Annotated in this window: 27 protein-coding genes and 1 tRNA gene; 19 read left to right on the top strand and 9 right to left on the bottom strand. The window is 68.9% G+C overall.

Going from position 1 to position 24,313, the window contains the following annotated elements; genetic code table 11:
- Positions 1-9: 9 nt before the first annotated feature.
- Entirely contained in the window at positions 10-804 is a 795-nt protein-coding gene (locus ACWENQ_RS35095) for a class I SAM-dependent methyltransferase (RefSeq protein ID WP_449914417.1), read from the bottom strand.
- Positions 805-850: 46 nt separating this feature from the next.
- On the bottom strand, positions 851-1,597 hold the full coding sequence (locus tag ACWENQ_RS35090) for an SDR family NAD(P)-dependent oxidoreductase (RefSeq protein WP_452418045.1): 747 nt from the start codon (positions 1,595-1,597) through the stop codon (positions 851-853).
- Positions 1,598-1,719: 122 nt separating this feature from the next.
- Between ACWENQ_RS35090 and mshA the strand changes: the two genes are divergently transcribed.
- The 5 genes from mshA (at position 1,720) to ACWENQ_RS35065 (ending at position 6,057) form a co-directional block, all read left to right on the top strand.
- Positions 1,720-2,961, top strand: a complete 1,242-nt coding sequence (gene mshA / locus ACWENQ_RS35085) for a D-inositol-3-phosphate glycosyltransferase (protein WP_449914413.1) — start codon at positions 1,720-1,722, stop codon at positions 2,959-2,961.
- Entirely contained in the window at positions 2,958-3,467 is a 510-nt protein-coding gene (locus ACWENQ_RS35080) for a type III secretion system chaperone family protein (protein ID WP_354914038.1), read from the top strand. The genes mshA and ACWENQ_RS35080 overlap by 4 nt, the downstream gene beginning before the upstream one ends.
- A 190-nt stretch (positions 3,468-3,657) precedes the next feature.
- Positions 3,658-4,437, top strand: coding sequence for an SAM-dependent methyltransferase (locus ACWENQ_RS35075; protein WP_449914411.1), 780 nt, complete (start codon positions 3,658-3,660; stop codon positions 4,435-4,437).
- 10 nt (positions 4,438-4,447) lie between these two features.
- Positions 4,448-5,191, top strand: coding sequence for a phosphoglyceromutase (locus ACWENQ_RS35070; protein WP_449914408.1), 744 nt, complete (start codon positions 4,448-4,450; stop codon positions 5,189-5,191).
- 74 nt (positions 5,192-5,265) lie between these two features.
- A complete protein-coding gene (locus ACWENQ_RS35065; RefSeq protein WP_452418043.1) occupies positions 5,266-6,057 on the top strand; it encodes an N-acyl homoserine lactonase family protein in 792 nt (263 codons plus the stop codon).
- 131 nt (positions 6,058-6,188) lie between these two features.
- Here ACWENQ_RS35065 and phoU read toward each other — a convergent pair whose 3' ends face one another.
- Entirely contained in the window at positions 6,189-6,833 is a 645-nt protein-coding gene (gene phoU / locus ACWENQ_RS35060) for a phosphate signaling complex protein PhoU (protein WP_452418042.1), read from the bottom strand.
- A gap of 157 nt (positions 6,834-6,990) precedes the next feature.
- Here phoU and ACWENQ_RS35055 point away from each other — a divergent pair, with 157 nt between their 5' ends.
- Positions 6,991-8,163, top strand: a complete 1,173-nt coding sequence (locus ACWENQ_RS35055) for a sensor histidine kinase (protein WP_449916154.1) — start codon at positions 6,991-6,993, stop codon at positions 8,161-8,163.
- 66 nt (positions 8,164-8,229) lie between these two features.
- Complete coding sequence (locus tag ACWENQ_RS35050) at positions 8,230-8,922, top strand: response regulator transcription factor (RefSeq protein WP_354914026.1); 693 nt, start codon at positions 8,230-8,232, stop codon at positions 8,920-8,922.
- Positions 8,923-9,706: 784 nt separating this feature from the next.
- On the opposite strand, the gene ACWENQ_RS35045 is transcribed toward ACWENQ_RS35050, so the two are convergent.
- Complete coding sequence (locus ACWENQ_RS35045; protein ID WP_452418040.1) at positions 9,707-10,285, bottom strand: copper chaperone PCu(A)C; 579 nt, start codon at positions 10,283-10,285, stop codon at positions 9,707-9,709.
- Between the two features lie 240 nt (positions 10,286-10,525).
- Here ACWENQ_RS35045 and ACWENQ_RS35040 point away from each other — a divergent pair, with 240 nt between their 5' ends.
- The 4 genes from ACWENQ_RS35040 to ACWENQ_RS35025 all read left to right on the top strand — a co-directional run bounded on the left by ACWENQ_RS35040 (position 10,526) and on the right by ACWENQ_RS35025 (position 12,306).
- A complete protein-coding gene (locus ACWENQ_RS35040; RefSeq protein WP_181615762.1) occupies positions 10,526-11,008 on the top strand; it encodes a CarD family transcriptional regulator in 483 nt (160 codons plus the stop codon).
- A 17-nt stretch (positions 11,009-11,025) separates the two neighbouring features.
- Entirely contained in the window at positions 11,026-11,502 is a 477-nt protein-coding gene (gene ispF, locus ACWENQ_RS35035) for a 2-C-methyl-D-erythritol 2,4-cyclodiphosphate synthase (protein WP_452418038.1), read from the top strand.
- A gap of 171 nt (positions 11,503-11,673) precedes the next feature.
- Positions 11,674-11,943: a GlsB/YeaQ/YmgE family stress response membrane protein gene (locus ACWENQ_RS35030; RefSeq protein ID WP_354914020.1), complete on the top strand. Its 270-nt coding sequence runs from the start codon at positions 11,674-11,676 to the stop codon at positions 11,941-11,943.
- A 93-nt stretch (positions 11,944-12,036) separates the two neighbouring features.
- Entirely contained in the window at positions 12,037-12,306 is a 270-nt protein-coding gene (locus tag ACWENQ_RS35025; protein WP_354914018.1) for a GlsB/YeaQ/YmgE family stress response membrane protein, read from the top strand.
- On the opposite strand, the gene ACWENQ_RS35020 is transcribed toward ACWENQ_RS35025, so the two are convergent.
- Positions 12,303-13,433, bottom strand: a complete 1,131-nt coding sequence (locus ACWENQ_RS35020; protein WP_354914016.1) for a fumarylacetoacetate hydrolase family protein — start codon at positions 13,431-13,433, stop codon at positions 12,303-12,305. The two genes, ACWENQ_RS35025 and ACWENQ_RS35020, sit on opposite strands and share 4 nt — an antisense overlap.
- A 269-nt stretch (positions 13,434-13,702) precedes the next feature.
- Positions 13,703-15,481 (bottom strand): hypothetical protein, encoded by a 1,779-nt coding sequence (locus ACWENQ_RS35015; protein WP_452418037.1) that lies wholly within the window; start codon positions 15,479-15,481, stop codon positions 13,703-13,705.
- 32 nt (positions 15,482-15,513) lie between these two features.
- Between ACWENQ_RS35015 and ACWENQ_RS35010 the strand changes: the two genes are divergently transcribed.
- From ACWENQ_RS35010 to ACWENQ_RS34995, 4 genes are all read left to right on the top strand, one after another.
- The gene (locus tag ACWENQ_RS35010) at positions 15,514-15,891 is read left to right on the top strand and encodes a PPOX class F420-dependent oxidoreductase (protein ID WP_449914387.1); all 378 of its coding nucleotides are present in this window, start codon (positions 15,514-15,516) and stop codon (positions 15,889-15,891) included.
- Between the two features lie 82 nt (positions 15,892-15,973).
- Entirely contained in the window at positions 15,974-17,365 is a 1,392-nt protein-coding gene (gene cysS, locus ACWENQ_RS35005) for a cysteine--tRNA ligase (protein WP_354914011.1), read from the top strand.
- Positions 17,366-17,377: 12 nt separating this feature from the next.
- Complete coding sequence (gene rlmB / locus ACWENQ_RS35000; protein WP_449914384.1) at positions 17,378-18,340, top strand: 23S rRNA (guanosine(2251)-2'-O)-methyltransferase RlmB; 963 nt, start codon at positions 17,378-17,380, stop codon at positions 18,338-18,340.
- Between the two features lie 20 nt (positions 18,341-18,360).
- Positions 18,361-18,433: transfer RNA gene (locus ACWENQ_RS34995), tRNA-Thr, on the top strand.
- A gap of 116 nt (positions 18,434-18,549) precedes the next feature.
- Here the strand turns inward: ACWENQ_RS34995 and ACWENQ_RS34990 are convergent.
- A complete protein-coding gene (locus ACWENQ_RS34990) occupies positions 18,550-19,326 on the bottom strand; it encodes a class I SAM-dependent methyltransferase (RefSeq protein ID WP_449914382.1) in 777 nt (258 codons plus the stop codon).
- 430 nt (positions 19,327-19,756) lie between these two features.
- Between ACWENQ_RS34990 and ACWENQ_RS34985 the strand changes: the two genes are divergently transcribed.
- The 3 genes from ACWENQ_RS34985 to ACWENQ_RS34975 all read left to right on the top strand — a co-directional run bounded on the left by ACWENQ_RS34985 (position 19,757) and on the right by ACWENQ_RS34975 (position 22,446).
- Complete coding sequence (locus ACWENQ_RS34985; protein ID WP_452418035.1) at positions 19,757-20,002, top strand: hypothetical protein; 246 nt, start codon at positions 19,757-19,759, stop codon at positions 20,000-20,002.
- 9 nt (positions 20,003-20,011) lie between these two features.
- Entirely contained in the window at positions 20,012-21,055 is a 1,044-nt protein-coding gene (locus ACWENQ_RS34980; RefSeq protein ID WP_452418033.1) for an NADP-dependent oxidoreductase, read from the top strand.
- 776 nt (positions 21,056-21,831) lie between these two features.
- Complete coding sequence (locus ACWENQ_RS34975) at positions 21,832-22,446, top strand: DUF6461 domain-containing protein (RefSeq protein WP_452418031.1); 615 nt, start codon at positions 21,832-21,834, stop codon at positions 22,444-22,446.
- A gap of 576 nt (positions 22,447-23,022) precedes the next feature.
- Here the strand turns inward: ACWENQ_RS34975 and ACWENQ_RS34970 are convergent.
- Positions 23,023-23,490, bottom strand: coding sequence for a peroxiredoxin family protein (locus tag ACWENQ_RS34970; protein ID WP_449914364.1), 468 nt, complete (start codon positions 23,488-23,490; stop codon positions 23,023-23,025).
- Between the two features lie 216 nt (positions 23,491-23,706).
- On the opposite strand from ACWENQ_RS34970, the gene ACWENQ_RS34965 reads away from it, so the two are divergent.
- Complete coding sequence (locus ACWENQ_RS34965) at positions 23,707-23,976, top strand: hypothetical protein (RefSeq protein ID WP_452418030.1); 270 nt, start codon at positions 23,707-23,709, stop codon at positions 23,974-23,976.
- On the opposite strand, the gene ACWENQ_RS34960 is transcribed toward ACWENQ_RS34965, so the two are convergent.
- On the bottom strand, positions 23,966-24,175 hold the full coding sequence (locus ACWENQ_RS34960; RefSeq protein ID WP_452418029.1) for a hypothetical protein: 210 nt from the start codon (positions 24,173-24,175) through the stop codon (positions 23,966-23,968). The genes ACWENQ_RS34965 and ACWENQ_RS34960 overlap by 11 nt on opposite strands.
- Positions 24,176-24,313 lie beyond the last annotated feature (138 nt).

Here is a 24,313-nt window from a genome sequence, read left to right as displayed (position 1 = left end):
AGGGGAAGGTTATCGGCCGACCGGATTCACCGCCGACCACGGGATCGACAGTTCACCCAGTCGCCACCGCGCCGTTCCGCCCAGCGGCGGCGTGCGACAGACCGGCCAGCCGTCCGCGAGGAGCTCGACCGCCTTCAGCCACCGCTGGCGCAGCCCGTTCGCCCCGTACGGCGCGGCGATCGCCCAAGCCCTGTCGAAGTCGCGGAGGAACGCGTGAACGGGCTGGCCGGGAACGTTGCGGTGGATGAGGGTCTTCGGCAGCCGGTCGGCCAGGTCCGAGGGGGTGGCGAAGGCGTTGAACCGGGCCGACAGGGTCAGCGTCCGCGGCCCCTCCGCCGACAGGCACACCCACACCGCCCGGTGCCCGACCTCCGAGCACGTCCCCTCCACGAGGATCCCGCCCGGTGCCAGCCGCGACGTCAGGACGTCCCAGTAGCGCCAGGCCTCCGCCTCGCCGTACTGCCTGAGCACGTTGAAGGCCCTGATCACCGTGGGCGGGCGGGGGACAGGGAGCTCGAAGCCGCCCAGCGCGAAGGACAGCCCTTCGCGCTCGTAGGGCTTGGCCAGCGCCACGCGGGCGGGCTCTATCTCGAGGCCGATGACCTCCACCGTGGGGGAGACCCGCCGCAGGCGGGTGAACAGCTCGAGCGTCGTGGTGTGCGACGCGCCGTACCCCAGGTCGACGACCAGGGGGCGGTCGGCGCCGCGCAGCAGGCGGCCGTGGACGGCGGCCAGCCACCTGTCGGCGCGACGGAGCCGGTTGACGCCCGTCGTCCCCCTGGTGACGTTGCCGACCGGTCTCACCGAACCGCCACCACGCGCGCGCCTCCCGGTCCCCGGGACACGCCTCTCACCGGTCGAGGACCCGGTGGACCTTGTGCTGGGCGGCCTGGGCGCGGGGGCGGATCACCATCCTGTCGACGTTGAAGTGCGGCGGCCTGGTGACGCTCCAGGCGATGGCGTCGGCCACGTCGTCGGCGGTCAGCGGGTTGGCGACGCCTTCGTAGACCTTCGCGGCAGCCTCGGCGTCGCCGCGGAAGCGGGTCACCGCGAAGCCCTCGCTGCGCACCATGCCCGGCGCGATCTCCACCACCCTGACCGGCTGGGCGACGAGCTCCAGCCGCAGCGTCTCCACCATGGCGGTCTGGGCGTGCTTGGCCGCGGCGTACCCGCCGCCGCCCTCGTAGGAGACCAGGCCCGCGGTCGAGGTCAGCATCACCAGCACGCCGTCGCCGGAGTCGATCAGCTTCGGCAGCAGCGCCTTCGTCACGCGCAGCGACCCGAGCACGTTCGTGTCGTACATCCGCTGCCAGTCCTCGACCAGGCCCTCGGCCACCGTCTCCATGCCGAGCGCGCCGCCCGCGTTGTTGACCAGCACGTCGCACCGCTCCAGCGTCGCCGCGAGCGCGTCGACCGACTCCTGGGAGGTGACGTCGAGCGTCACGGGCGTGATGCCGCCGACCTCCGCGGCCAGCTTGTCGAGCCGGTCCCGGCGCCGGGCGCCGGCCACGACCTCGTACCCCTCGGCGGCCAGCCGCCGCGCGGTCGCCTCCCCGATGCCGCTGCTCGCACCGGTCACCACTGCCGTCTTCGTCATGGGCTCATCCTGCCAGCACGGCGAAAGCCGGACGCGCGGCGGGAATGTCGGAAGGTTTCCGCCCGTTGTATGCGCTCTGGAGGTGATATCTGTTGAGGCGACGCGTCAACAGAGTCGCGACGGTGAGCATGCACACGTCCCCCCTGGACCAGCCGGGCACCGGCGACGCCGGCGGGATGAACGTCTACATCGTCGAGACGGCCAAGCGACTCGCTCAGCTCGGCGTCGAGGTGGAGATCTTCACCAGGCAGACGGCGCGTGATCTGCCGCCGGTGGCCGAGCTGGCTCCAGGCGTCCTCGTCAGGCACATCACCGCGGGTCCCTACGAGGAGCTCGACCGGGCCGAGCTGCCCGGCCAGCTGTGCGCGTTCCTCTCCGGCGTGCTGCGCACCGAGGCGATGTACGATCCCGGCCACTACGACCTCATCCACTCCCACTACTGGCTGTCGGGCCAGGTCGGCTGGCTGGCCAAGGAGCGGTGGGGCGTGCCACTCGTGCACACCATGCACACCATGGCCAAGGTGAAGAACCTGCTCCTGGCCGAGGACGACAAGCCCGAGCCGCAGGCCAGGGTGCTGGGCGAGGAGCAGGTCGTGCAGGTCGCCGACCGCCTGGTCGCCAACACCGAGGCCGAGGCGGGCGAGCTCATCGACCTGTACGGCGCGCTGTCCGACCACGTCGCCGTCGTCAACCCCGGCGTCAACCTGACCGTCTTCCAGCCCGCCTCCCAGGGCGCCGCGCGCCACCGCCTCGGCCTGCCGCAGGATGCCCGGGTGCTGCTGTTCGTCGGCCGGATCCAGCCGCTCAAGGCCCCCGACGTGCTGCTGCGCGCCGCGGCCAGGATGCTGATCGAGGACCCGTCGCTGCGCGGCAGGCTCGTCGTCGCCGCCGTCGGCGGACCTTCAGGCAACGGCCTGGCGCGCCCGTCGCTTCTCACCGAGATGGCCGCCGAGCTGGGCATCTCCGACGTCGTCCGGCTGGTCCCGCCCGCGCCCCAGCAGGAGCTGGCCGACTGGTACCGCGCGGCCGACGTGACGGTCGTGCCCTCCTACAGCGAGTCGTTCGGGCTGGTCGCGCTGGAGTCGCAGGCGTGCGGCACGCCCGTGGCGGCCGCGTCGGTGGGCGGGCTGCGCACCGCCGTCCGCGACGGGGTGTCGGGGGTGCTCGTCGACGGCCACGACCCCGGCGACTGGGCCGGTGTCCTGCGCAGGTTCGTCACCGAGCCGCGCTGGCGCGACGAGTTGTCGCGGGGAGCCAGGGACCACGCCAACGCCTTCGGCTGGTCGGCCACGGCCGCGCGGCTCATGGACGTCTACGGCGGCGCGGTGTCGCATCTGCACGCGATGTCTAGGCTTGCCGTATGAGGGATGTGGTCGAAGCCGCGCTCAGGGCCGCCGAGGTCTCCTTCGAGGAGCCGCGCGAGGGCGCCTTCCTGGTGAAGCTGCCCGGACAGCACAAGCTGGCCACGATGACCTGGCTGATCGTCGGCGACCACGCCCTCCATGTGGAGGCGTTCTTCTGCCGCCGGCCCGACGAGAACCACGCCGAGTTCTACAAGTGGCTGCTCGGCAGGAACGGCGCCATGTACGGCGTGCACTTCGCCGTCGACCCCGTCGGCGACGTCTACCTCGTCGGCAGGATCCCGCTGTCCGCGGTCGGCGACGAGGAGATCGACACGGTGCTCGGCTGCGTGCTCACCTACGCCGACGAGTGGTTCGACCGCGCGCTGGAGCTCGGCTTCGCCTCCTCGATCAGGCGTGAGTGGGAGTGGCGGGCCAAGCGCGGCGAGTCGCTGGCCAACCTGCGGGCGTTCGCTCGTTTCGCCGATCCTGAGCGGTCGCCCGCGAGTTCGGCACCACCCGCGTCCTGATCGCCAGGCCGAAGGCGGCCACGCGCGGTCCAGGCACGCCCGAGACCACGAACGGCATCGCGGCCCGTAGCGCCCAGCTCGAACACCGGCCGAGCGACCAGCAGGCCCACAAGGTTCGTCGTGGAGAAGCGTGGGGCGAGGCACGCGCCAGGGGTGATCATGATGCTTGAATATCGTACGATCAAGATTTGTGGCCGAGCCTGTGAGCTTTGATCCGAATATTCCGAATGTCGCGCGAATGTACGACTATTTTCTCGGCGGCAAGGACAATTTCGCCGCCGACCGCGCGGCCGCGGAGAAGGTGCTGGAGATCGTGCCGCACATTCCCGTCGGAGCCCGGGAGAACCGCGCCTTTCTCGGCCGCGCCGTCCGATTCCTGCGGGAGCAGGGGATCACCCAGTTCCTCGACATCGGCACCGGCCTGCCGACGCAGAGCAACGTCCACGAGATCGCCGGCCCCGGCGCCAGGGTCGTCTACGTCGACAACGATCCCCAGGTGCTCGTGCACGCCCGCGCCCTCCTGGAGGACACCCCGCAGGTCAGGATCGTGCGGGGCGACCTGCGGGCGCCCGCCGCCGTCCTCGCCGACGCCGCCACCCACCTGGACTTCTCCCGGCCGGTCGCGGTGCTGCTGCTGGCGATCGTCCATTTCGTCAAGGACGACCCCGCCCCCATCGTCGCCACCCTGACCGACGCCCTCGTGCCCGGCGGCTACCTGGCGATCTCGCACGTCTGCCACGATCTGCGGCCGGAAGCGGCCCCGGAGGTCGAACGGGTCTACCAGGGCGCCTCCGCCCAGTTCACCGCACGGCACTCGACGGAGGTCGCCGCGCTGTTCGACGGGCTCGACCTGGTCGAGCCAGGCGTGGTCAACCTGCCCGAATGGCGCCCCGACCACCCCGACCTCGTTCCCTTCAAGGACGTGGGCCCCTATTTCCTGTGTGGTGTGGCACGCAAGCCCGCTCGATAGGCTTGTCCGCATGGCGACTTTGGTGCTTGTGCGACACGGTGAGAGCGAATGGAACGTCAAGGGACTGTTCACCGGCTGGGTGGACGCCCCGCTGTCACCCAAGGGTGAGGAGGAGGCCCGCAGGGGCGGCGAACTGCTGGTCGAGGCGGGCATCAGGCCCGACGTGGTGCACACCAGCGTGCTCAACCGCGCGATCCGCACCGCCAACCTCGCACTCGAGGCCGCCGACCTGGCATGGCTGCCCGTCATCCGCTCGTGGCGGCTCAACGAGCGCCACTACGGCGCGCTGCAGGGCAAGAACAAGGCGCAGACGCGCGAGGAGTTCGGCGACGAGCAGTTCATGCTCTGGCGCCGCTCCTACGACGTGCCGCCGCCGCCCATCGCCGCCGACGACGAGTACTCCCAGCAGGGCGACCCCCGCTACGCGGCGCTGCCCCCCGAGCTGATGCCGGCGACGGAGTGCCTGAAGGACGTCGTCGACCGCATGCTGCCGTACTGGTACGACTCGATCGTGCCCGACCTCGCGGCCGGGCGCACGGTGATCGTCTTCGCCCACGGCAACTCGCTGCGCGCGCTGGTCAAGCACCTCGACGGCATCTCCGACGAGAAGATCGCCGGCCTGAACATCCCGACGGGCATCCCGCTGCGTTACGAGCTCGACGCCGACTACCGGCCGCTGGTTCCCGGCGGCGAGTACCTCGACCCCGAGGCGGCGAAGGCCGCGATCGAGGCCGTGGCCAACCAGGGTCGCTGAGCGGGCCGGCCCGGCAGCGCGGGCCCGACCGGCGGGCGACCCGCCGGAAACCGCGCTGCCCGGGGAGGCACTTCATGGCACCGAAACTGCGCCTGACGACCGTGAACGCCGGCCCCTTCACGATGCCGAAGGAAGGCCTCATGTACGGCGCGAGCGGCACCATCACCGTGCCGTCGACCGTGGTCGTCGTCGAGCACTCCACGCACGGGCTGATCCTGTTCGACACCGGCATCAACCACCACGTGGCCGATCCCGAGGCCGCCGAGACGTACTGGGGGCCCGGCCTGCGGGCGAAGTACGGCGCCGAGGGCTTCACCCGCGACGACGCCGTCGACGCGCAACTGCGGCGCCTCGGCCACCGCCCGGCGGACGTGACCCACGTCCTCTACTCCCACCTGCACCTCGACCACGCCGGCGGGATGAGCTACTTCCCGCACGCCGTGCACGTGGTCCAGCACGACGAACTGCGCCACGCCTGGTGGCCCGACCGCTGGACCGCCAGGGGGTACGCGGTCAACGACTACCTGCACTGCCGCGACTACGACTACCTCGAGCTGCGCGGCGACGTCGACCTCTTCCTCGACGGCACGGTACGGCTGGTGCGCACGGCCGGCCACACCCCCGGCCACCAGGCGATGGTCCTCGACCTGGCCAACCAGGGCAGGGTCGGCTTCATGGGCGATGCGGCGCACCTGAAAGAGGCGCTCGACCAGGACGTGCCACAGCTCAGCGACTGGAACGTAGAGCAGAAGCTGCTGACCTACCAGCGCGTGCGGGCGCTCGCGCGGGCAGGCGTGCGGGTCTTCCTCTCCCACGATCCGGCCGACTACGCCGCCCTCCCGCACGACGGCGACACCTGGGACTGAGACACCTGGGGCGTGAGCACACCGCGGGGGACGGCCCGGCCCCGAGCACGTCGGGGCCCTGCGCGGGGCCGGCCTCGTCACCGGCGCCCGCGCGGGCCGCGGCGAGGCCGTCCGCCCGTCGGGAGGTCAGCTCACGCGGTGCGCGATCCCGTCACCAGGTAGATCACGTCGCGGGCCACCCGCACCGCGTGGTCGGCGTAACGCTCGTAGTAGCGGCCGATCAGCGTGATGTCGATCGCCGGTTCCACGCCGTACTTCCAGTCCTTGTGCAGGATCTCCTTGAACAGCCTGCGGTGCAGGCGGTCCATGGCGTCGTCGTCGTGCTCCAGTTCCTTGGCCGCCTCCACGTCGCGCGAGGCCACGCAGGAGCCGGCCTTCGTGACGAGGTTCTCGGCGATCTGGCCCATCTGCAGGATCGTGGAGCGGATCTCCGGCGGGATCGCCGACTCGGGGTGACGCAGCCTGGCGACCTTGGCGACGTGCTCGGCCAGGTCGCCCATGCGCTCGAGGTCGGTGCCCATGCGCAGCGCGGTGATGATCATGCGCAGGTCGACGGCGACCGGCTGCTGGCGGGCCATCAGGTCGTAGATGGACTCCTCGACGTCGGCGAAGATCCGGTCGATCTCCTCGTCCTGCGAGATGACGCTTTCCGCGAGCGGCAGGTCGGCGTCCAGGAGCGCGGTGGTGGCGCGCGAGATGGCCGAACGGACAAGCCTGGTCATCTCCACCAGCTTGTCGGTGAGCGAATCAAGATCTTCGTGGTAAGCGTCACGCATGCCGTTACCGTACGTGGGCCGCGATGAACGAACCCCGACCGCGAGATGAACTTTCCGGGAAAGGCGGCGTTCATCCCCTGGTGAGGGGTCTGTAACCCGGAAAAGCGCACCTACCATCGGAAATGGAGGACTGCAGGAAAGGATGCGCATGGGTGAGATGGCCATGAGCTTCGCGGCTTTGGCCGGCTTCGTCGTCGGGGCCGTCGCCGTGCTGTTCTACCGCAACCAGATCGAGGTTGCGGGCAGGAGCGGCCGCGACTCCTCTGACGACGCGGACTCCGGTGCCCTGCCACAGGGCGTGGCCTCGGTGCTGGCCGTACTTCCCTCCTCGGCCGTGGTGCTGGACGCACACGACCGCGTCCTGCGCGCCAGCTCGGCCGCGAGGGCCTTCGGTTTAGTCAAGGGTGATCGGCTGATGGCGGCCGAGCTCCTCGCCCTGGCCCGGCAGGTACGGCGCGACGGCGAGATCCGCGAGAGCGAGATCGACGTCGCCGGACACAAGTTCGGCCAGGAAGTGACCAACTTCGCGGTGCGCGTGGCGCCCCTCGGCTCCCACGGGCAGGTGCTCGTGCTCGCCGAGGACCAGACCGAGCGGCGCAGGGTCGAGGCGGTCCGCCGTGACTTCGTCGCCAACGTCAGCCACGAGCTCAAGACCCCCGTCGGCGCGCTCAGCCTGCTGGCGGAGACGATCCAGGACGCCGCCGACGACCCCGAGGCGGTGACCCGCTTCGCCGGGCGCATGCAGCACGAGGCGGCCAGGCTCACCTACCTGGTCCAGGACCTCATCACGCTGTCCAGGATCCAGGGCGCCGAGCCCATCCCGACGCCCGGCCAGGTGTCGATCGACGACGCCGTCCACGACGCCATCGACCACTGCAACACCAAGGCCATCGCCAAGGACATCACCCTGGTGGCGGGCGGCACCGAGGGGCTGCGCATCTGGGGCGACGACGAACTGCTCGTCACCGCGCTGCGCAACCTGATCTCCAACGCGATCGCCTACAGCCCCGAGCACACCAGGGTCGTCGTCAGCGCCCGCCCCGCGGGCGACTGCGTGGAGATCAGCGTCAGCGACCAGGGGATCGGCATCCCCGAGGAGTCGCTGGAGCGCATCTTCGAGAGGTTCTTCAGAGTCGACGCCGCCCGGTCACGCGCGACCGGCGGAACAGGCCTCGGCCTCGCCATCGTCAAGCACGTCGCCGTGGCGCACGCCGGGGAGGTGAGCGTGTGGAGCAAGGAGGGTTCCGGCTCCACGTTCACGATGCGCCTGCCCGCGTTCGGCGGCTCCGCCGTACCCGTACAACGCCCTCTGGAGGCCGCCAATGGCTGAGCGTCGCGCAGCCGTCAACAACAGACATCGCACGACTCGGGTCACGAGCCCGATGAAGGAGGGATCGTGACCCGGGTGCTCGTCGTGGAGGACGAGGAGTCGTTCTCCGACGCCCTGTCGTACATGCTCCGCAAGGAGGGCTTCGAGGTGTCGGTCGCGGCGACGGGGCCCGAGGCCCTCGACACCTTCGACCGCAACGGCGCCGACCTGGTGCTGCTCGACCTCATGCTGCCCGGCCTCCCGGGCACCGAGGTCTGCCGCTCGCTGCGCCAGCGCTCCAAGGTGCCCGTCATCATGCTGACCGCCAAGGACAGCGAGATCGACAAGGTCGTCGGCCTGGAGCTGGGCGCCGACGACTACGTCACCAAGCCCTTCTCCTCCCGCGAGCTGGTCGCCCGCATCCGCGCGGTGCTGCGACGGCAGGGCGACACGGTGGAGGAGCTGGAGTCGGCGGTGCTGGCCGCCGGCCCGGTGCGGATGGACGTGGACCGGCACATCGTGGCCGTCCGTGGCGAGCAGGTGCAGCTGCCGCTGAAGGAGTTCGAGCTGCTCGAGGTACTGCTGCGCAACGCCGGCCGGGTGCTGACCCGCGGCCAGCTGATCGACAGGGTGTGGGGCGCCGACTACGTGGGCGACACCAAGACGCTCGACGTCCACATCAAGCGCCTGCGCGCCAAGGTCGAGTCCGATCCCTCCAACCCGAAGTGCATCCTGACGGTGCGCGGGCTCGGCTACAAGTTCGACCCCGTCGACGACTGAGGCCCCTCATACGCGCGAAACCCCGCTCGCCCGGTTGGGCGGCGGGGTTTCTGCCGTTTCGCACGGCGTCGGCTCCTGGGCGGGAGCTCGCGGGCCGTCTCGATCCACGGCCTCACCGGGCCGGCCGAGCCGTCGTGCGGGGCCGCTTCGGCGGGCCGGTGCGGCTACGGCCGTGCCGCGGGGTTCTGAGCCGCTTTGTGGTGCCCCGAGGGCCGTCTCGTACGGTCTGGGGCCGCCCCATGGGATCGAGACCGTCCTCGCGGCGTCGAGACCGTCCTCGTGGGGTCCGGGGCTGTCTCGCGGGGTGTGGGGGCGTCTCAGGGCTTCTGGATCTCCCCGTGGGTGCTGCCGGCCCGGCCTTCCCGGGTCCCTTCCTGCCGTGTCCCTCCGCGTCCGCTTGGGTCTTCCCGGGTCCCTCCGTGTCCGTCAGGGCGTTTCCCGGGTCCCTTTCCCGGGTCCCTCCGCGGGCCGCTTCCCGGGTCCCCTTTCCAGGGTTCCTCCGCGTCCGTCAGAGCCTTCCCGGGTCCCTCCTCGTCCGTTACGGCTTACTGAGGGTGCCCGGGGCGGGACGGCGGGGACCGGAGTCCTGCTGGGCGCGCGCCCGTGACGGACGGCGCCCGGCGCGGACGGGGGCGCCAGACCGGCTTGCCGTACCGGACGGCTCGGGTGCGGGCCGGCGCGGACGCCGGCGGGCGGCTCCGGTACGGCCTGCCCCGAGCGTGCGGCCCGGCCCCTGGCGGGCGGATCCGGTGCGGCCCTCAGCGGGTGGTGCCGGTGCGGGCGGTCAGTGGCCGGATTCGGCGGTGTGCGAGGCGGTCGGCGTCGGGGTGGGCGGGGCGGGGGTGGCGCCCGGCGCGCTCGGGTACTGCGCGAACTCGCGGCTGCGCGTGATCACGGGCACGTTCACCGACACCGAGCCCGCGTTGGCGAACTGCAGCGCCAGCCGCACGCTCTCGCCGCCGCTGAGCGGCTTGCTGAGGCCCTCGATCATCAGCTGGGGAGAGGGCTTGCCGGTGTTGACGCCCTCGTTGCTGGGCAGCGTGATCGGCGCGGCCAGCTTCACCGTGCCGACCTCGGCGGCGACGCTCACCAGCGAGTCGGCCTGGCCGTTGGTGTTGACGACGTGCAGGTAGATCGGCGCGGAGCCGCCCTGGGCCAGCTTGGCGCCCGAGTCGGGGCCGAGGACGAAGGCCTGGGGGATCTTGATGCCGCGGGCGCCGTAGGAGCCGTCCTGGATGAGGGCCGCGGCCTCGTTGGGCGCGTACGGCTGGTTGGTGTTGGCGTCGAATCCGGCGGCACAGCCGGCCAGTACCGGTGCGGCAAGGAACGCAGCGGCGGCGATAATCCAGCGACGGCTGGTCACGAGCGGGTTCTCCTTATGGCGCGCGTGTGCGAGTTGGGGCAGGCCCACCATATCGATCCGGGTTCATGGTCATATCCGCACCCCCGCAGGTCATTCGCTATGTCAGTTCTGCGATTCACAGAGTTGAACGGTTGTCAAGTCCTAATATGCGGCTTTGACCTGCAGTTATGGGGATTTCACTGTTCCGGGAGGCTGTGGACGCGTGGTACCCTGGAGTACAGCGGAAGGGGTACTTGTCACATGACTTTCCAGGTCGGCGACACTGTCGTCTACCCCCACCATGGGGCTGCTCGGATCGAAGAAATCACGACCCGGACCATCAAGGGTGTGGAAAAGACCTACCTGGTGCTCAAGGTCGACAAGGGCGACCTTACCGTCCAGGTGCCTGCGGAGAACGCGGAACTCGTCGGTGTGCGCGATGTCGTCGGCCAGGAGGGCCTTGAGCGCGTTTTCGACGTTCTGCGCATGCCTCACACCGAGGAGCCGACCAACTGGTCGCGGCGTTACAAGGCAAATCTTGAGAAGCTCGCGTCGGGTGACGTCAACAAGGTCGCCGAAGTCGTTCGGGACCTGTGGCGGCGTGACCGCGAGCGCGGCCTGTCGGCAGGCGAGAAGCGGATGCTGGCCAAGGCTCGCCAGATCCTGGTGAGCGAGCTGGCGCTCGCGGAGAAGACCAACGAGGACAAGGCTGAGGCCCTGCTCGACGAGGTTCTCAACTCCTGAACACGAACCTCCCACGGGTGGGCGTCGGAGTCGACGTCCACCCGTTCGCATCTGGGCGTGAGCTCAACCTGGCCGGCCTGCACTGGCCCGGCGAGACGGGGCTCGAAGGCCATTCCGACGGCGACGCCGCCGCCCACGCGGCCTGCGACGCCCTGCTGTCCGCGGCGGGTCTCGGCGACCTGGGCGGGCTCTTCGGCACCGCCGACCCGCGCTGGTCGGGCGCGGCCGGCGTCGCGCTGCTCGAGGAGGCCGCGAGAGTCGTGCGCGAAGCGGGCTTCACCATCGGCAACGTCGCCATCCAGGTGATCGGCAACCGGCCCAAGCTGGCGCCCCGCCGTACCGAGGCCGAGAAGGTGCTGGGCGCCGCCGTGGGTGCGCCCGTGAGCGTCAGCGCCACCACCACCGACGGGCTGGGGCTGACCGGCCGCGGCGAGGGGATCGCCGCCATCGCCACCGCGCTCGTCGTCGCGGACGTCAACCCTCAGGGCGCCTAGAGCGTCTATCTGAGCGAGGGGTGATCCCGGCGGGTGGTGTCGAACCCGCCGAGCCACCGGGGATGGCGGTCCGTCACTGGCGCGGTACGGACCGCCATCCCTGCATGCGTAACCTGGGAAGATGCCGGGTACGTCCCCGTCCGGAGATGCATCACAACGGGGGGACTTGACATGATCGGCTCGATCATTTCCGCGATCGTCTTCGGTATCGTCGTCGGCGCGATCGCCAGGCTCATCGTTCCCGGCAAGCAGCACATGTCGCTGACCATGACGTGGATCGTCGGCGTCGTGGCCGCGCTGCTCGGCACTCTCGTCGCCTACTTCCTCGGGCTCAGCAGGACCCCTGGCATCAACTGGTGGCAGCACATCATCCAGATCCTGTTCGCCGTCGTCGGCGTCCTCGTCGTGGCGCGGGCCCAGGCGACGCGAGGCACGCATTGACCTGCGACTTCGGCATCGTCGCGATTATCGTCGTGTAGGCGGGTAATCGTCTTCCCGTGGGCGGTGAAAATCTCACCCCACGGGGAGGTTCTCATGACAATCGCATCCATCCTCGGTGCCATCGTCATCGGTGCCGTCGTCGGCGCGATCGGGCGCCTTCTGCTTCCCGGAAGGCAGCCCATCGGCTGGATCCTGACCATCGTGGTCGGAATCGTGGCGGCTCTCATCGGCACGGCCCTGGCGCAGGTTCTCGGCGTCGCGACGACCCCCGGCATCGACTGGATAGAACTCGTCATGCAGGTGGTCCTCGCGATCGTCGGCGTAGGAATCGTCGCGGGACTGCGGCGCGGCACGAGCGTCTAGACGGCCGGGAACACCGAACCCCGCGCCTCGCCGAACCCCACACCGTGGGACGTGCGAGCGGTCAGCAGGACGGTGTCCCCGTCCGCAAGGAACGGCCCGTTCCCGGTCATCTCCAGCAACGTCCCATTGCCCCCGACGGGCCCGGTGGCGAGCAGATCGCCGGTGCGCAGCGGCGCGCCGGCGATCGTGCTGTGCGCGAGCAGCTGCGGCCCCGTCCAGTACTGCCGGGTGTAGTCCGGCTCCGAGACCAGGTTGCCGTTGATGCGCACGCCCAGCGTGATGCGCAGGCCCGCCGGCTCGTACGACCTCAGGTACGGCGACAGCTCGCACTCCGGCTTCGGCTGCTCCACCCGCGCGGCGTTCAGCGCCGCCAGCGGCACCACCCACGGCGAGACCGTCACCGCGAACGACTGGCCCAGGAAGGGGCCCAGCGCGCGCGACTCCATGGTGACCAGGTCGAGCGCCCGCCAGACGTTCATCAGCACCATGCCGAACACGTGATGCGGGAAGTCCCTCGTCGTCAGCGGGTACGGCGGAGCCGACGGCACCCCCATCACGTAGCCGAGCTCGGCCGACAGGTCGAGGCGTTCGGCGGGCTTCAGGTAGCCGTCCTTGCGCTGCCCGGACGGGCGCACCACCCGCGTGCCCGAGACGGACACGGACGACGCCCTGCCGTACTGGCCGAACGGCATCCTGCGCCACGCCGGCGGCAGCGGATCACGGCCCGGCGGCTGGAACATCCTGCCGAGGTTCGTCGCGTTCTCGATCGAGGTCTGGAACAGCACCAGATCGGACACGTTGAACGGCAGGTGCATCGTCACCTCCGACTGGCGCCGCAGGCAGGGCAGCACCACATCGGTGTACGACGCGTCGCTGAGCAGCTCGGTCACCCGTTCGCGCACGTGGAACCAGGCGCGCGGGCCGGCACCCATGAAGGTGTTCAGCTTGCTCGCGGCGAACCAGTAGGCATCGGGCATGGCACCCGTGACCGTGAGCTGGTGCAGATCGAGAACCTGATCACCGATGGCCACGCCGACGCGCGGCAACTCGCCCTCGCGCGAGAAGACGCCATAGGGCAGGTTGTGGAGGGGAAAGTCACTGCCCTCAGGGACTGGTACCCACGACATGATCGCCACGGGAGCCTTCGTGCCCGCTTTCGGGTCAGGTCGCCACCCTTGTCCGGTCAAGCTTTCGTCTGGATGCGCACCCGGTTCCCGGTGCGCCCGTCCTGGGGCGTTGCTCCTCGGGCGCCCTTTCGGGGCGTCGTTCCCGGGCGCTGAGTCCTGGGGCGTGGCTGGACCTCGGGGCCTCCTACCCCACAGGGTCTCCTACCCCTCGGGGCCTTCTATCCCTCGGGGTCTCCTACCCCACGGGGCCTTCTACCCCACGGGGTTTCCTACTCCTCGGGCGGGAGCGGGGTGCTGCGCAGGCGTCCCGAGGGCGCGTCGGTGTGAGGGGCCTGCGGTGGCTCGGCGGGGCCTAATACGGGCTCGCTCTCGTCGGCCGCCTCGGGGCCGTGGCCTGGGTCCGGGCCCGCGGCCGAGCCGGAGCCCGAGCCCGAGCCCGAGCTCGCGTCGCGGGCGGCGCGCGGGCGTGCGGGGTGCTCGGCGACGATCCTGACGGGCTGGGTGTCGGCGTCACGCGTGCTGTCGGGGCGGGGGTGGACCAGCACGTCGGTCGGCTCGGCCCGGCCCAGGTCACCCCACCGGAGGGGACGCGCCGGCTTCTCGGCCGGCCGCTCCCCGGCGTCCACGGGCCCGCCCACGGAGGACGCGGTCACATCGCCGTCGTGCCCGTCGTGCCCGTCGTGCCCGCCGTGCCCGTCATGCCCGTCGTGGTCGGCTGCCGCGGTGCGCACGGGCTCCACGGCGGCCTCCGCCGCGTGCTCGTGCCGCTCATGGCTGGCCGGCCGTCCTGCGCCGCGCTCCTCGCGCTCCGTGCCCGTCCCAGCCGGTGCCGCAGGGCGCTGACGGCCCAGAGGTCTTTCCACCGGTTCCGCGGCGTGAGGGGACGGCATGGGCGTCTCCGCGGGCCCTGCGGTGTCCTGAGACGCTGGAGAGGTCTCCGCTGACTCTGAGGTGTTCTGGGCGGCTGTGAGGGCCTCCGCGTGTCCTGTGTTGTCCTGAGGCGCTGTGGGAGCCTCTACCGGTCCTGCGGTGCCCTCCTCAGACGCTGCGGGAGCCTCGATCGGTCCTGCGGTGTCCTGGGCGGCGGTGGATGCCGGTCCTGCGGTGTCCTGGGGTGCCGTGCGGGGCTCTGTCGGTCCTGTGGCGTGCTGGGGCCGTGTGAGGGGCTCCCGCGGAGTCGGGGTGCGCTCCTCGGGGTCAGCGGGCCGCTCCGCCCGTTCCGTGGCAGGTTCGGTCGGTGCGGGCAGGGGCATCGTCTTCGCGGGCGCGGGGTGGGGCCGGGCGGGAGGCGTGGTCGGCGGCAGCTCGTCGGCGGGCGCGCCGGGAAGCGCGGCCTCGGCCGTGGGGTCGGGTTCCGTCCTCGGCTTCGGTACGGCACGCGGCTCCGCCGTACGGCTTGGCTCCGCCGCCGTACGGGTCGGCTCCGCCGGCCATCGGGTGACGCGCTCCGACACCGGGATCGGCGGCATGGGCGGCGTCTCCGGCGCGGGCGTGGGCCCGACGACGGGCGTCGACTCCGGTTCCGGCTCGGCCGTACCGACCAGCGGAGGCGCCTCACGGGGCGCGCGGAACGGCACGATGTCGCGCTCCGCCGTACCGTCGGGCACGCCGGCGGGCTCGCGACGGGCCTGCACGTGCTTGATCAACACCAGCCAGAGCCAGAGCGCGACCGCCAGCATCACCCACGGCGCGACCGCCACCCCCACCGCGACCGACTCGACCGGCAGCCGGGCCAGGCCGTTGGTGGTGACCAACACGTTCACCGTCGCGGCGGCGGCGATCATGAGCACGAGCACGAGGGCGGCCTGCGCGCGCACCAGCAGCCGTCCCGAACGCAGCAGCAGCACGCTGATCAGCGCCACCGCCAGCAGGGCGTCGAAGGCGGCGGGGTAGAGGTAGGCGAGATCCGCGCGGGCCCTGCCGAACGCCGCGAGGGCACGCAGTTCGTCGAAGGACAGCACGCAGGCGGTGGCGGTGAGGCCCGCGACGGCGAGCCCCGCGAGTGCGATGCCGATGCGGCGCAGCGCGGAGGGGGGAGTCACGTCCATGGCGATCTCGAGCCTACAGAACAATGGTGTTCATGAACGAAGAGGCGAGGAAGCTGTTCGACGGCGCCAACCACGCGACTCTGACGAGCATCAATCCGGACGGCGGGCCGCAGTCGACGGTGGTGTGGGTGCGGACCGACGGGGACGACATCCTCGTCTCCACGGTGAAGGGCCGGCGCAAGCCGCGCAACTTCGAGCGCGACCCGCGCGCCAGCATCCTGGTGATCGACCCGGAGAACCCCTACCGGTACGCCGAGGTGCGCGGCACGGTCACCATGGAGGACGACCCCGAGGGCCGGCTGATCGAGGAGCTGTCGCTGAAGTACACGGGCACGTCGTGGGAGGAGCCGCCCGGCAACGAGCGGCTGATCGTCCGCATCCACCCCCGCAAGGTCATCCTGAGGGGTTGAGGCACCCACATATTGACACGGATTGGGCGCCATGCATGGGATCGCTTAGCCAAAGGCCCTCGCAGTCCGTACCCTTTCCTTCGTGAGCCTGCACCTATACGACACCAGCACGCGCGCCATCCGTGAATTCGTTCCGGTCGAAGCCGGCCGGGCGTCGATTTACCTGTGTGGGGCCACCGTGCAGGCGCCGCCGCACATCGGGCACATCCGCTCCGGCGTCAACTTCGACGTGCTCAGGCGCTGGATGACCCGCTCCGGCTACGACGTGACCTTCTGCCGCAACGTCACCGACATCGATGACAAGATCATCCGGGTGGCGGGGGAGGAGGGCGTGCCCTGGTTCGTGATCGCCGAGCGCAACCAGCGGGCCTTCACCTGGGCCTACGACACGCTCGGCTGCCTCCCGCCGACCGTCGAGCCGCGCGCCACGGGTCACGTGCCCGAGATGATCACGCTCATGCAGCGGCTGATCGAGCGCGGTCACGCCTACGCCTCGGGTGGCGACGTCTACTTCAACGTCCAGTCCTACGCCTCCGAGTACGGCAAGCTGTCCAACCAGAAGCTCGAGAACATGCGCGCCGCGGGCGACACCGACGACGAGACGTGCAAGCGCGACCCGCGCGACTTCGCGCTGTGGAAGGGCGAGAAGCCCGGCGAGCCGACCTGGCCGACGCCGTGGGGCCCCGGCCGTCCCGGCTGGCACCTGGAGTGCTCGGCCATGGCCACCAAGTACCTCGGCTCGACGTTCGACATCCACGGCGGCGGGCTCGACCTGATCTTCCCGCACCACGAGAACGAGATCGCCCAGTCCCAGGCGGCGGGCGACGGCTTCGCCCGCTACTGGATGCACAACGGCATGCTCAAGATCGGCGCGGAGAAGATGAGCAAGTCGCTCGGCAACTCCCTGCTGATCCCCGACCTGCTGACCCGGATACGTGCCGTCGAGCTGCGCTACTACCTGGCGGCGCCGCACTACCGCTCCTCCATCGAGTACTCCGAGGAGGCGCTGCTCGAAGCGGCCGCCGCCTACCAGCGCATCGAGGGGTTCGTCACGCGCGCGGCCGAGGTCATCCACGACGTCGACGCCGACGCGCCGCTGCCCGAGGCGTTCGCCGACGCGCTCGACGACGACCTGGGCACGCCGCAGGCGCTCGCCGTGGTGCACGAGGTGGTCCGCGAGGGCAACGTCGCGCTCGCGCGCGGCGACAAGGAAGCCGTCGCCCGGCTGCTGGCCGAGACCCAGAACATGCTCGACGTACTGGGCCTCGACCCGCGCTCACCCCAGTGGCGTACGGCGGGCTCCGACCTCACCGGCGTCGTCGACTCGCTGGTCAAGGTCGCGCTCGAACAGCGGCAGGCGGCCCGCGCCCGCAAGGACTACGCGGCCGCCGACGCCATCAGGGACGGCCTGGCCGCGGCGGGCATCACCGTCGAGGACACTCCGCATGGGGCCCGATGGGAGTTGTCCCGCTAGTACCCTTGTGGCATGGCAGCAGGTGGAAGAGCGTCAGGCAGGCCCTCCAAGAAGAAGGGCCCGGCCAAGGGCACGGGTGGCAAGGTACGCCGTGCGCTCGAAGGCAAGGGCGCGACCCCGCCTGCGCAGATGAGGCACTGGTACAAGGACAAGGCGCGCGCCGAGCGCATCTCCCGCGAGGAGCGCGGCGGCGGCGCCTCCCGTCCCGCCGGACGCCCGAAGAAGCCGGAGGACGCGCCCGAGTACATCGGCGGGCGCAACCCCGTCCTCGAGGCGCTGCAGGCGGGAGTGCCCGCCAACGCGCTCTACGTCGCCCAGCGCATCGACAACGACGACCGTGTCCGCGAAGCCATCAAGATCGCCGCGGACAAGGGCATCGCGCTCCTCGAGGTCACCCGCGACAAGCTCGACCGCCTCACCGAGGGCGCCGTCCACCAGGGCATCGCCCTGCAGATCCCCGCCTACGACTACGCGCACCCCGACGAGCTGGTCGAGCTGGCGCACGACGCCGCCGAGATCCCGCTCATCGTCGCCCTCGACGGCGTGACCGACCCCCGGAACCTGGGCGCCATCGCCCGTTCGGCGACCGCGTTCGGCGCCCACGGGCTGCTGATCCCCTCCCGCCGGGCCGCCGGGGTCACCGGAGGCGCCTGGAAGACCTCCGCCGGCACCCTGGCCACCCTCCGCGTCGCCCGCGCCGCCAACCTGACGGCGGCGCTGCGCGAGTACCGTGAGGCCGGACTGTTCGTGGTCGGCCTGGACGGGGCGGGCAAGGTCGACATCGACGAGGTGTCCCTGTTCGAGGAGCCGCTGGTGGTGGTCGTCGGCTCCGAAGGCAAGGGACTGTCCCGGCTGGTGCGCGAGCAGTGCGACGTGGTCGCCAGGATCCCGATGCACGCGGGGGCGGAGTCGCTGAACGCGGGTGTGGCTGCGGGGGTGACGTTGTATGAGGTCGCTCGTCATCGGAGGCGGTAGCGTCTAGACTGTGAGGCCGCGCCGACGTAGCTCAATCGGCAGAGCATCTGTCTTGTAAACAGAAGGTCAGGGGTTCGATTCCCCTCGTCGGCTCTGCGCTGGAAGGCCCCTGAACAGGGAAGATCTGTTCAGGGGCTTTCTGTTTGTCAGGACAATTTTGAGATCTTGCTAACAGCTTTGCTAGCAGGAGTCGTCCGGGTTTCAGGTGATCATGGAATGCGAGCGATCAGGACGTGGAGTGCCACCGGTTCGACGAATTGTCCGCTTGGTTCAGCTGTCAGCAACGCGTCGGTGATCTCTCGCTCGAAGGCGGGCTGCCGAGCGCCGAGTAGCCTCCGCAGAGGCAATGACGTCGAGTACAGGTAGCCGATGATTCGGTCCACCGTCCATGTCCGGCTGAATTCGTGAACCACGGGCATGACGTCTTGGAACGGCGAGCGGGTCAGGACCACCTCATGTGGGTCAGCTGGCATCGCGGCACCAGCATGGGGGATCGGGCCTATGAACTGGTGCTGCACCTCTTCGATGATGTGCTGCCATGGCGTGGTGGAGCGCGCCAGGCATCCGTCATCGGCAATCACCAGACCGCCCCGGTCCTCCACCATGTCGGCCAGCGTCCTCAGCACCTGTTCGCGCTCCATCCAGTGGAACGAGCGCCCCATGGTCACCAGCCGGAACCGTCCGAGCTGGCCTGACAGGTCTGCTGAGCCCCCGCGAACCCACGTGACGTTGCCGACCTTGTCGGCGGCGGCATGTTGGGCGGCCTCGGTGAGCATGTCGGGCTCGGGATCCATGCCGACCGCTTCGGTGACATGCCCCGCCAGCGGGATGGTGAGCTGGCCAGTGCCGCAGCCCAGGTCCAGGAGGCGTCCAGAACCGTCGAGGCCAAAACGCCGGATCACGTCGTCGAAGAACACCTTCGGATAGCCAGGACGGAACCGTGCATAGAACGCACCTGTCCCCGCAAACAGTCCACCATTGGTCACGCGATCACCCCATAGACGTGCTGGACCGCCAGCGGTGTGGTTGGCCGCAGGAGATCCAGACTGGGCTACCGATCGCCCGTGATCAAGTCTCCGAGCACTTCGTTCAGTGCTGGGCAATAGAAAAGGGCCTTCCGGAAGGTGTCCTTTTCGCGCGTTTCCTCAGGCCGTATTCTGGAGCGCTTATATCTGGGCAAGATCAACACGTATGCCTGAAAGCAACTTCATCTACACGTCATCAAGACGGCCCGCCTGCGGTGGTCCGCGCGTCGGGCGGTCGCTGGCCGCGCTGCGGCTCTTCGGCCGGTCGCGACCAGCACCGCCCACGCGCTTTGACCCCCAGGCCGTGATCGCCAACACCGTGACGATGTCACTCCACGAGATGTGACGGAAAACGCCTTGGACATGTCGGGTGGCGTCGTAGTCTGACGCCATGAAGCCGAGCGACTTTCTGCTCTCTGCGCAGCAAGGCTTTCTGGGGACGCCGTCGGTGCGGCAGGTGTTGGACGTCGAACGGGTGACCGCGCTGCGGAATGGCCCGCTGGAGGACATGCCGGACCTGGAGGCTACTCAGGCGATCATCTGCCTCGCACCCAGCGAACTGGCGGCACTGCGAACATATCCGAAATTACCGCGTCAAAGGCTGGCGTCAACGCCGCACCGACGGCCGAGAATGTAGGAGTTCAGTATGACTGGCAACCGCATCAACCGGGCCTACCGCCTACGACGCCGACCCGTCGGGCAACTCGCCGACGGTGACCTCGAACTGGTTGAAGAGCAGGTACCGGAGCTGGCCGACGGTCAGGCCTTGGTCCGCACCAAGCTTCTCTCGCTCGACCCGACCTCTCGCGTCTGGATGAGCGATATGCGTAGCTACGAACCTCCGGTCCCGATCGGCGCAGTGATGCGTGGCTTCGGCGTCGGCGAAGTAGTCGCATCCAGGCGCGAAGACATGCCGGTCGGGGCCACTGTCAGCGGCTTCACCGGTTGGCAGGAACTGGTCCTTGCCGACGACTCACAGCTGGAGGCGCCGCTTACTGTCCTGCCGACCCCACTGCCGGCACCCGAGTCGGCCTTTCTCGGCGTCCTCGGCCACACCGGCATCTCGGCCTATCTCGGGATCGACTTGGCCGATTTGAAAGAGGGAGAGACAATCGTCATCTCCGCCGCCTGCGGTGCGGTCGGCTCGATTGCCGGTCAGATCGCAAGGCAGAAAGGGGCGGGACGGGTGATTGGCATTGCTGGCAGTCCCAGCAAGTGCCAGCACGCCGTCAAGGTTCTCGGCTATGACGCCTGCATCGACCACCACGCCGCTGACTGGCGTGCGCAGCTCGACGCCGCCACACCGGATGGGATCGATGTCGATTTCGAGAACGTTGGCGGGCCGGTCATGGATCACATTTTGATGCGGCTCAACATCGGTGCCCGGGTTTCCCTGTGCGGAATGATTTCCGAGTACAACAGCTATAACCAGGGCGGCGAACACACGGGAAGTCTCACCAACATAGTCCAGCTGATCATGCAGCGGGCGACGATCAAGGGCTTCCTTGTACTTGACTGGGCCCACCGCTTCGAAGAGGCGATCACATACCTCGCTGGGCTGCTCGGCGAAGGTAAGCTCCACTACGACGAGACAATCGTCGACGGCGGCATTGAAGCTGCCCCGCACGCTCTCCACCAGCTGTTCAGCGGCGAAAACTTGGGCAAGCTACTTGTGCGGGTAGCAGATTGAGACCTCGCTTGGGAGGCCTCTTCAAAGGGCTATGAAGTGCTCCGCTTCGGTGGGTAGGAGATAGTCGAGGCGTGGTCCGCTATCGAGAACATCAACCTCGGTAGCGGGTCGTACAGCTGTCCGCACCTTGGTGGGTCAAGGGCGCCTACGACGTCGCTACGCGATCCAATGCCGCGTAGTGAGGCGGAGGCCGGTCAGTAGCGTGGTGTCTGTATGAGACACACTCATAAGGACTGACCCGGTGGCCAACTGCGGGACAGATACGGGATGATCTTGCAAGCGATGCTGCCTGTGCTAAGCATTCGTGCAGGTCAACCGGAATAAGCCGACCGCACAGTTACCGCTCTCTTAAGCGGGTGCTTCAGGCTGCCGCGTGGCTTCCGGTCCTCGGGCCTGGCGGCCCTGCGGTCCGGGTCCACTTGGCATCGGCATACCGTGGCCAATCGCCGTTGGGACGCAGGATGACCACTGATCTTTGCTAACGCCGGGTGCTGACAACGGTCCTGGACGACCGTGGACGGCGAACGGAATCCCGGAGGCGTAATACCCCCGTGAACAGGCACCTGCGTCATCCGTGGACGCTCGCGGACGACTCGATTACTCCCTGTAAACAGAAGGTCAGGGGTTCGATTCCCCTCGTCGGCTCTGCACCTCAAAGGCCCTCCCGAGTGAGCCGGGAGGGCCTTTTTGATCTCCGTACAGCAGCAACCTCTCCGACTTCTGTCGGCCCTGCCTGCGATGATCTTTTCATCGCCCTGGGTTGATGGAGGTCAGGCGTGGTTGATGATCAGGTGGCGCGTGAGGCGTACCTGCACTACCGGCGGTTGCTCGATGACAGCTGGATGGGAGAGGCCATCTGCTGGACGGTGCTCGTGCCCCACGACGGGTCTCCGTCAAGCCTCGCGGAGCTCGGTGAACGGGTGAGTGAGACGGGACACTACGAGGTCTACGAGACGGACACCTTCGAGCATGAGGAGGTGTTCATCCATCTGTCGGATGACGCGCCCTGGGCGATGCTTGTCGATCGTTCGGATCGGCATGTCGCGCTCTTCGAGTACAACGGGTTTCAGGGCGTTTATGCACCAGTACTTTCCCGCTTGAGTGTGGGTGGGCGAGCGTACAGCGCCTACTGGAACGTTAACCGGACCAACTCCATCGGCTTTGCCGTCGATGGCGAGATGGTGCTCTCCTTCAACGCCATGTACGCCGAAGAGGCGAGGGGGCTGCCTGGTTGGGGGCGGTGGCCGCAAGTGCAGGCGGTCCTTCCCTTTTTCGAGTGGAAGAGGGGAGAAAGCTGTTGGGCTGCCGCTCTGACGGCTATCGAGCTCGCCACAGGAGTGAGGCTGAGTGAGGAGTGGGTTGGCGAAGCGCCGTTCTTCCTGACGGGCTGACGGAACGAGCCTGCGGATGATGGGGGAGCCAGGCGGGTCGGCGGTGTGCTCGCGGGAGAGGCCCGTGTGGATAGCCGCCGGGAGACCAGCGGCATGGCCGCCGGCCGAGGACTACTCCCTGGGTACCGATGATGTCATGGTCGTCTTCACCGCCGAGTTCGCGGCCAAAGTGGGCCTCCCCTCTGTGCACTGACCCGCGACGGCTGGGAGGCCGCTGTCTCCTCTCGTCGATGGGCCTGCTTCACCACCCTCTGAAAGCAGGCCCCGACCATGGTCATCAGTTGGGTCCAGTATCCGAACCGATCAGATGTCTCCCCCCTCGAACACTGACCCGGTGATCTTTTCGGTCGCAACGCTCGCATGGATCTTCAGGCGGCGTTTTTGACGGCGTCGGCGAACACGTCGGCGGCTGTCGCCGCTTGCTCGTTGACGGACGCGTCGCCGCACGCTTGTCTGCCTCCACAAGGTGACGTAGACGTCCTGCCGAGGACCTCGGAGACGTCGTGGAGCGGGTGACCTGTGCAAGCATCAGCGACTCGCAGGCGAGGTCGCGGCTGGTCCGGGTGCCCTTCCAGATCATGTGTGGGCGCGGAGACCCTGGATGGCCGCAGCGATCCCTTTCTTGTCGTAGCCGCTGGTGGGCATGGTGGAGCCGTGAGCATGGCGGATGATGCCGCGGGAATCGATGAGGATGCTGCCTGACTGCTGCATCGAGCCGAAGACCTTTCTGCTCAAGCCGACCATCTCGTGCGGGGTGCCCTGGCGGCCCACGAGGACGGGGAACGGGACCTGGCGCTTGGCCTTCCAATCGGCCGCCTCTTGACGGTCCTCAGGAACCGCGACAAGCACGTGAACGTCGTCAGCTGCAAACTCGTTACGACGCCGGATGAGGTCTTGGACGTGCCTGTTGCAGACCGGGCACGACGTCGACCGCATGAAATAGATCAGCACGGCATGATTGCCCTGGTAGTCGGACAGGCGGATGGCCCTGCCATCGGTGTCCTCCAGCACTACGTCAGGCGCGGGCGATCCGGTTTCGAGCATGGCGAAACTTCCCTTCAAAGGTTGTGGAAAATACGGTCGACACAGGTCAGTCAGGCGCTGGTTGTTCCGGAGCCATGCGAGCTTTCCGCGGGCCCGTCATGTCGCCCAAGTCGAGCCGGAGCCTGATGCGGGCCAGGTGTGGCTGGGACTTGATCGCGACGTTGCAAGCCGAGCACCTCTGTGACTCTCCGCCCCGCGTGGCCCAGGACATGTCACATGATCGATGACATCTGGCGACTCCTGGACTGCCCGCACGAGCAGTTCGGCTTCCAGGTGCCGGATGGCCGCGCCCTCGGTAGAGGTCACCAGACCGGCTTCCACCTCGTCATGGCGCTCGAACCTGAGCTGCACGCTCGCCGAGGAGCGGTCAGCCGCGTCTGCCTTCTGCCCCCGCTGGAACGAGATGCTGAAGAGCGCCTGCCGCGCCGCCGGCATCACGACGTCACCCATGCCATCTCCCTCCTAAGTGTGGCCATCACCTCATAGGAGGCCCCCGCACCGCGAAAGGATTCACCGGAATCAGAGCTAGCCCCGCCGGGCGCACACCGAGCGGCATGCCGACGAACCGCAGCCCGTCCTTGGAGAGGAACTGCAATCCATTGCAGGTGACGTGGACGCTGTGCGGCAGCTCGTACAGCAACGACATCAGCTCCCAGCGGTCAGCGATCAGGTAGGTCTCAAGCAAGGCGGCAGGGAGTCTGCTGTAGCAACGATGGAGCATGTCTGCTCCTCCGTATCCCATCTTGTGATTCGTGGACGGGTACAGCCCAGAAGACGCCCTCTACGACGCTCTGCCCGAGATGCAGCGCGTTCCTCGCCTGAT

The sequence above is a fragment of the Nonomuraea sp. NPDC004354 genome, from assembly GCF_053602555.1.
Note: the sequence above shows the minus strand (reverse complement) of the source record. Positions and strands in the feature narration are given on the sequence as shown.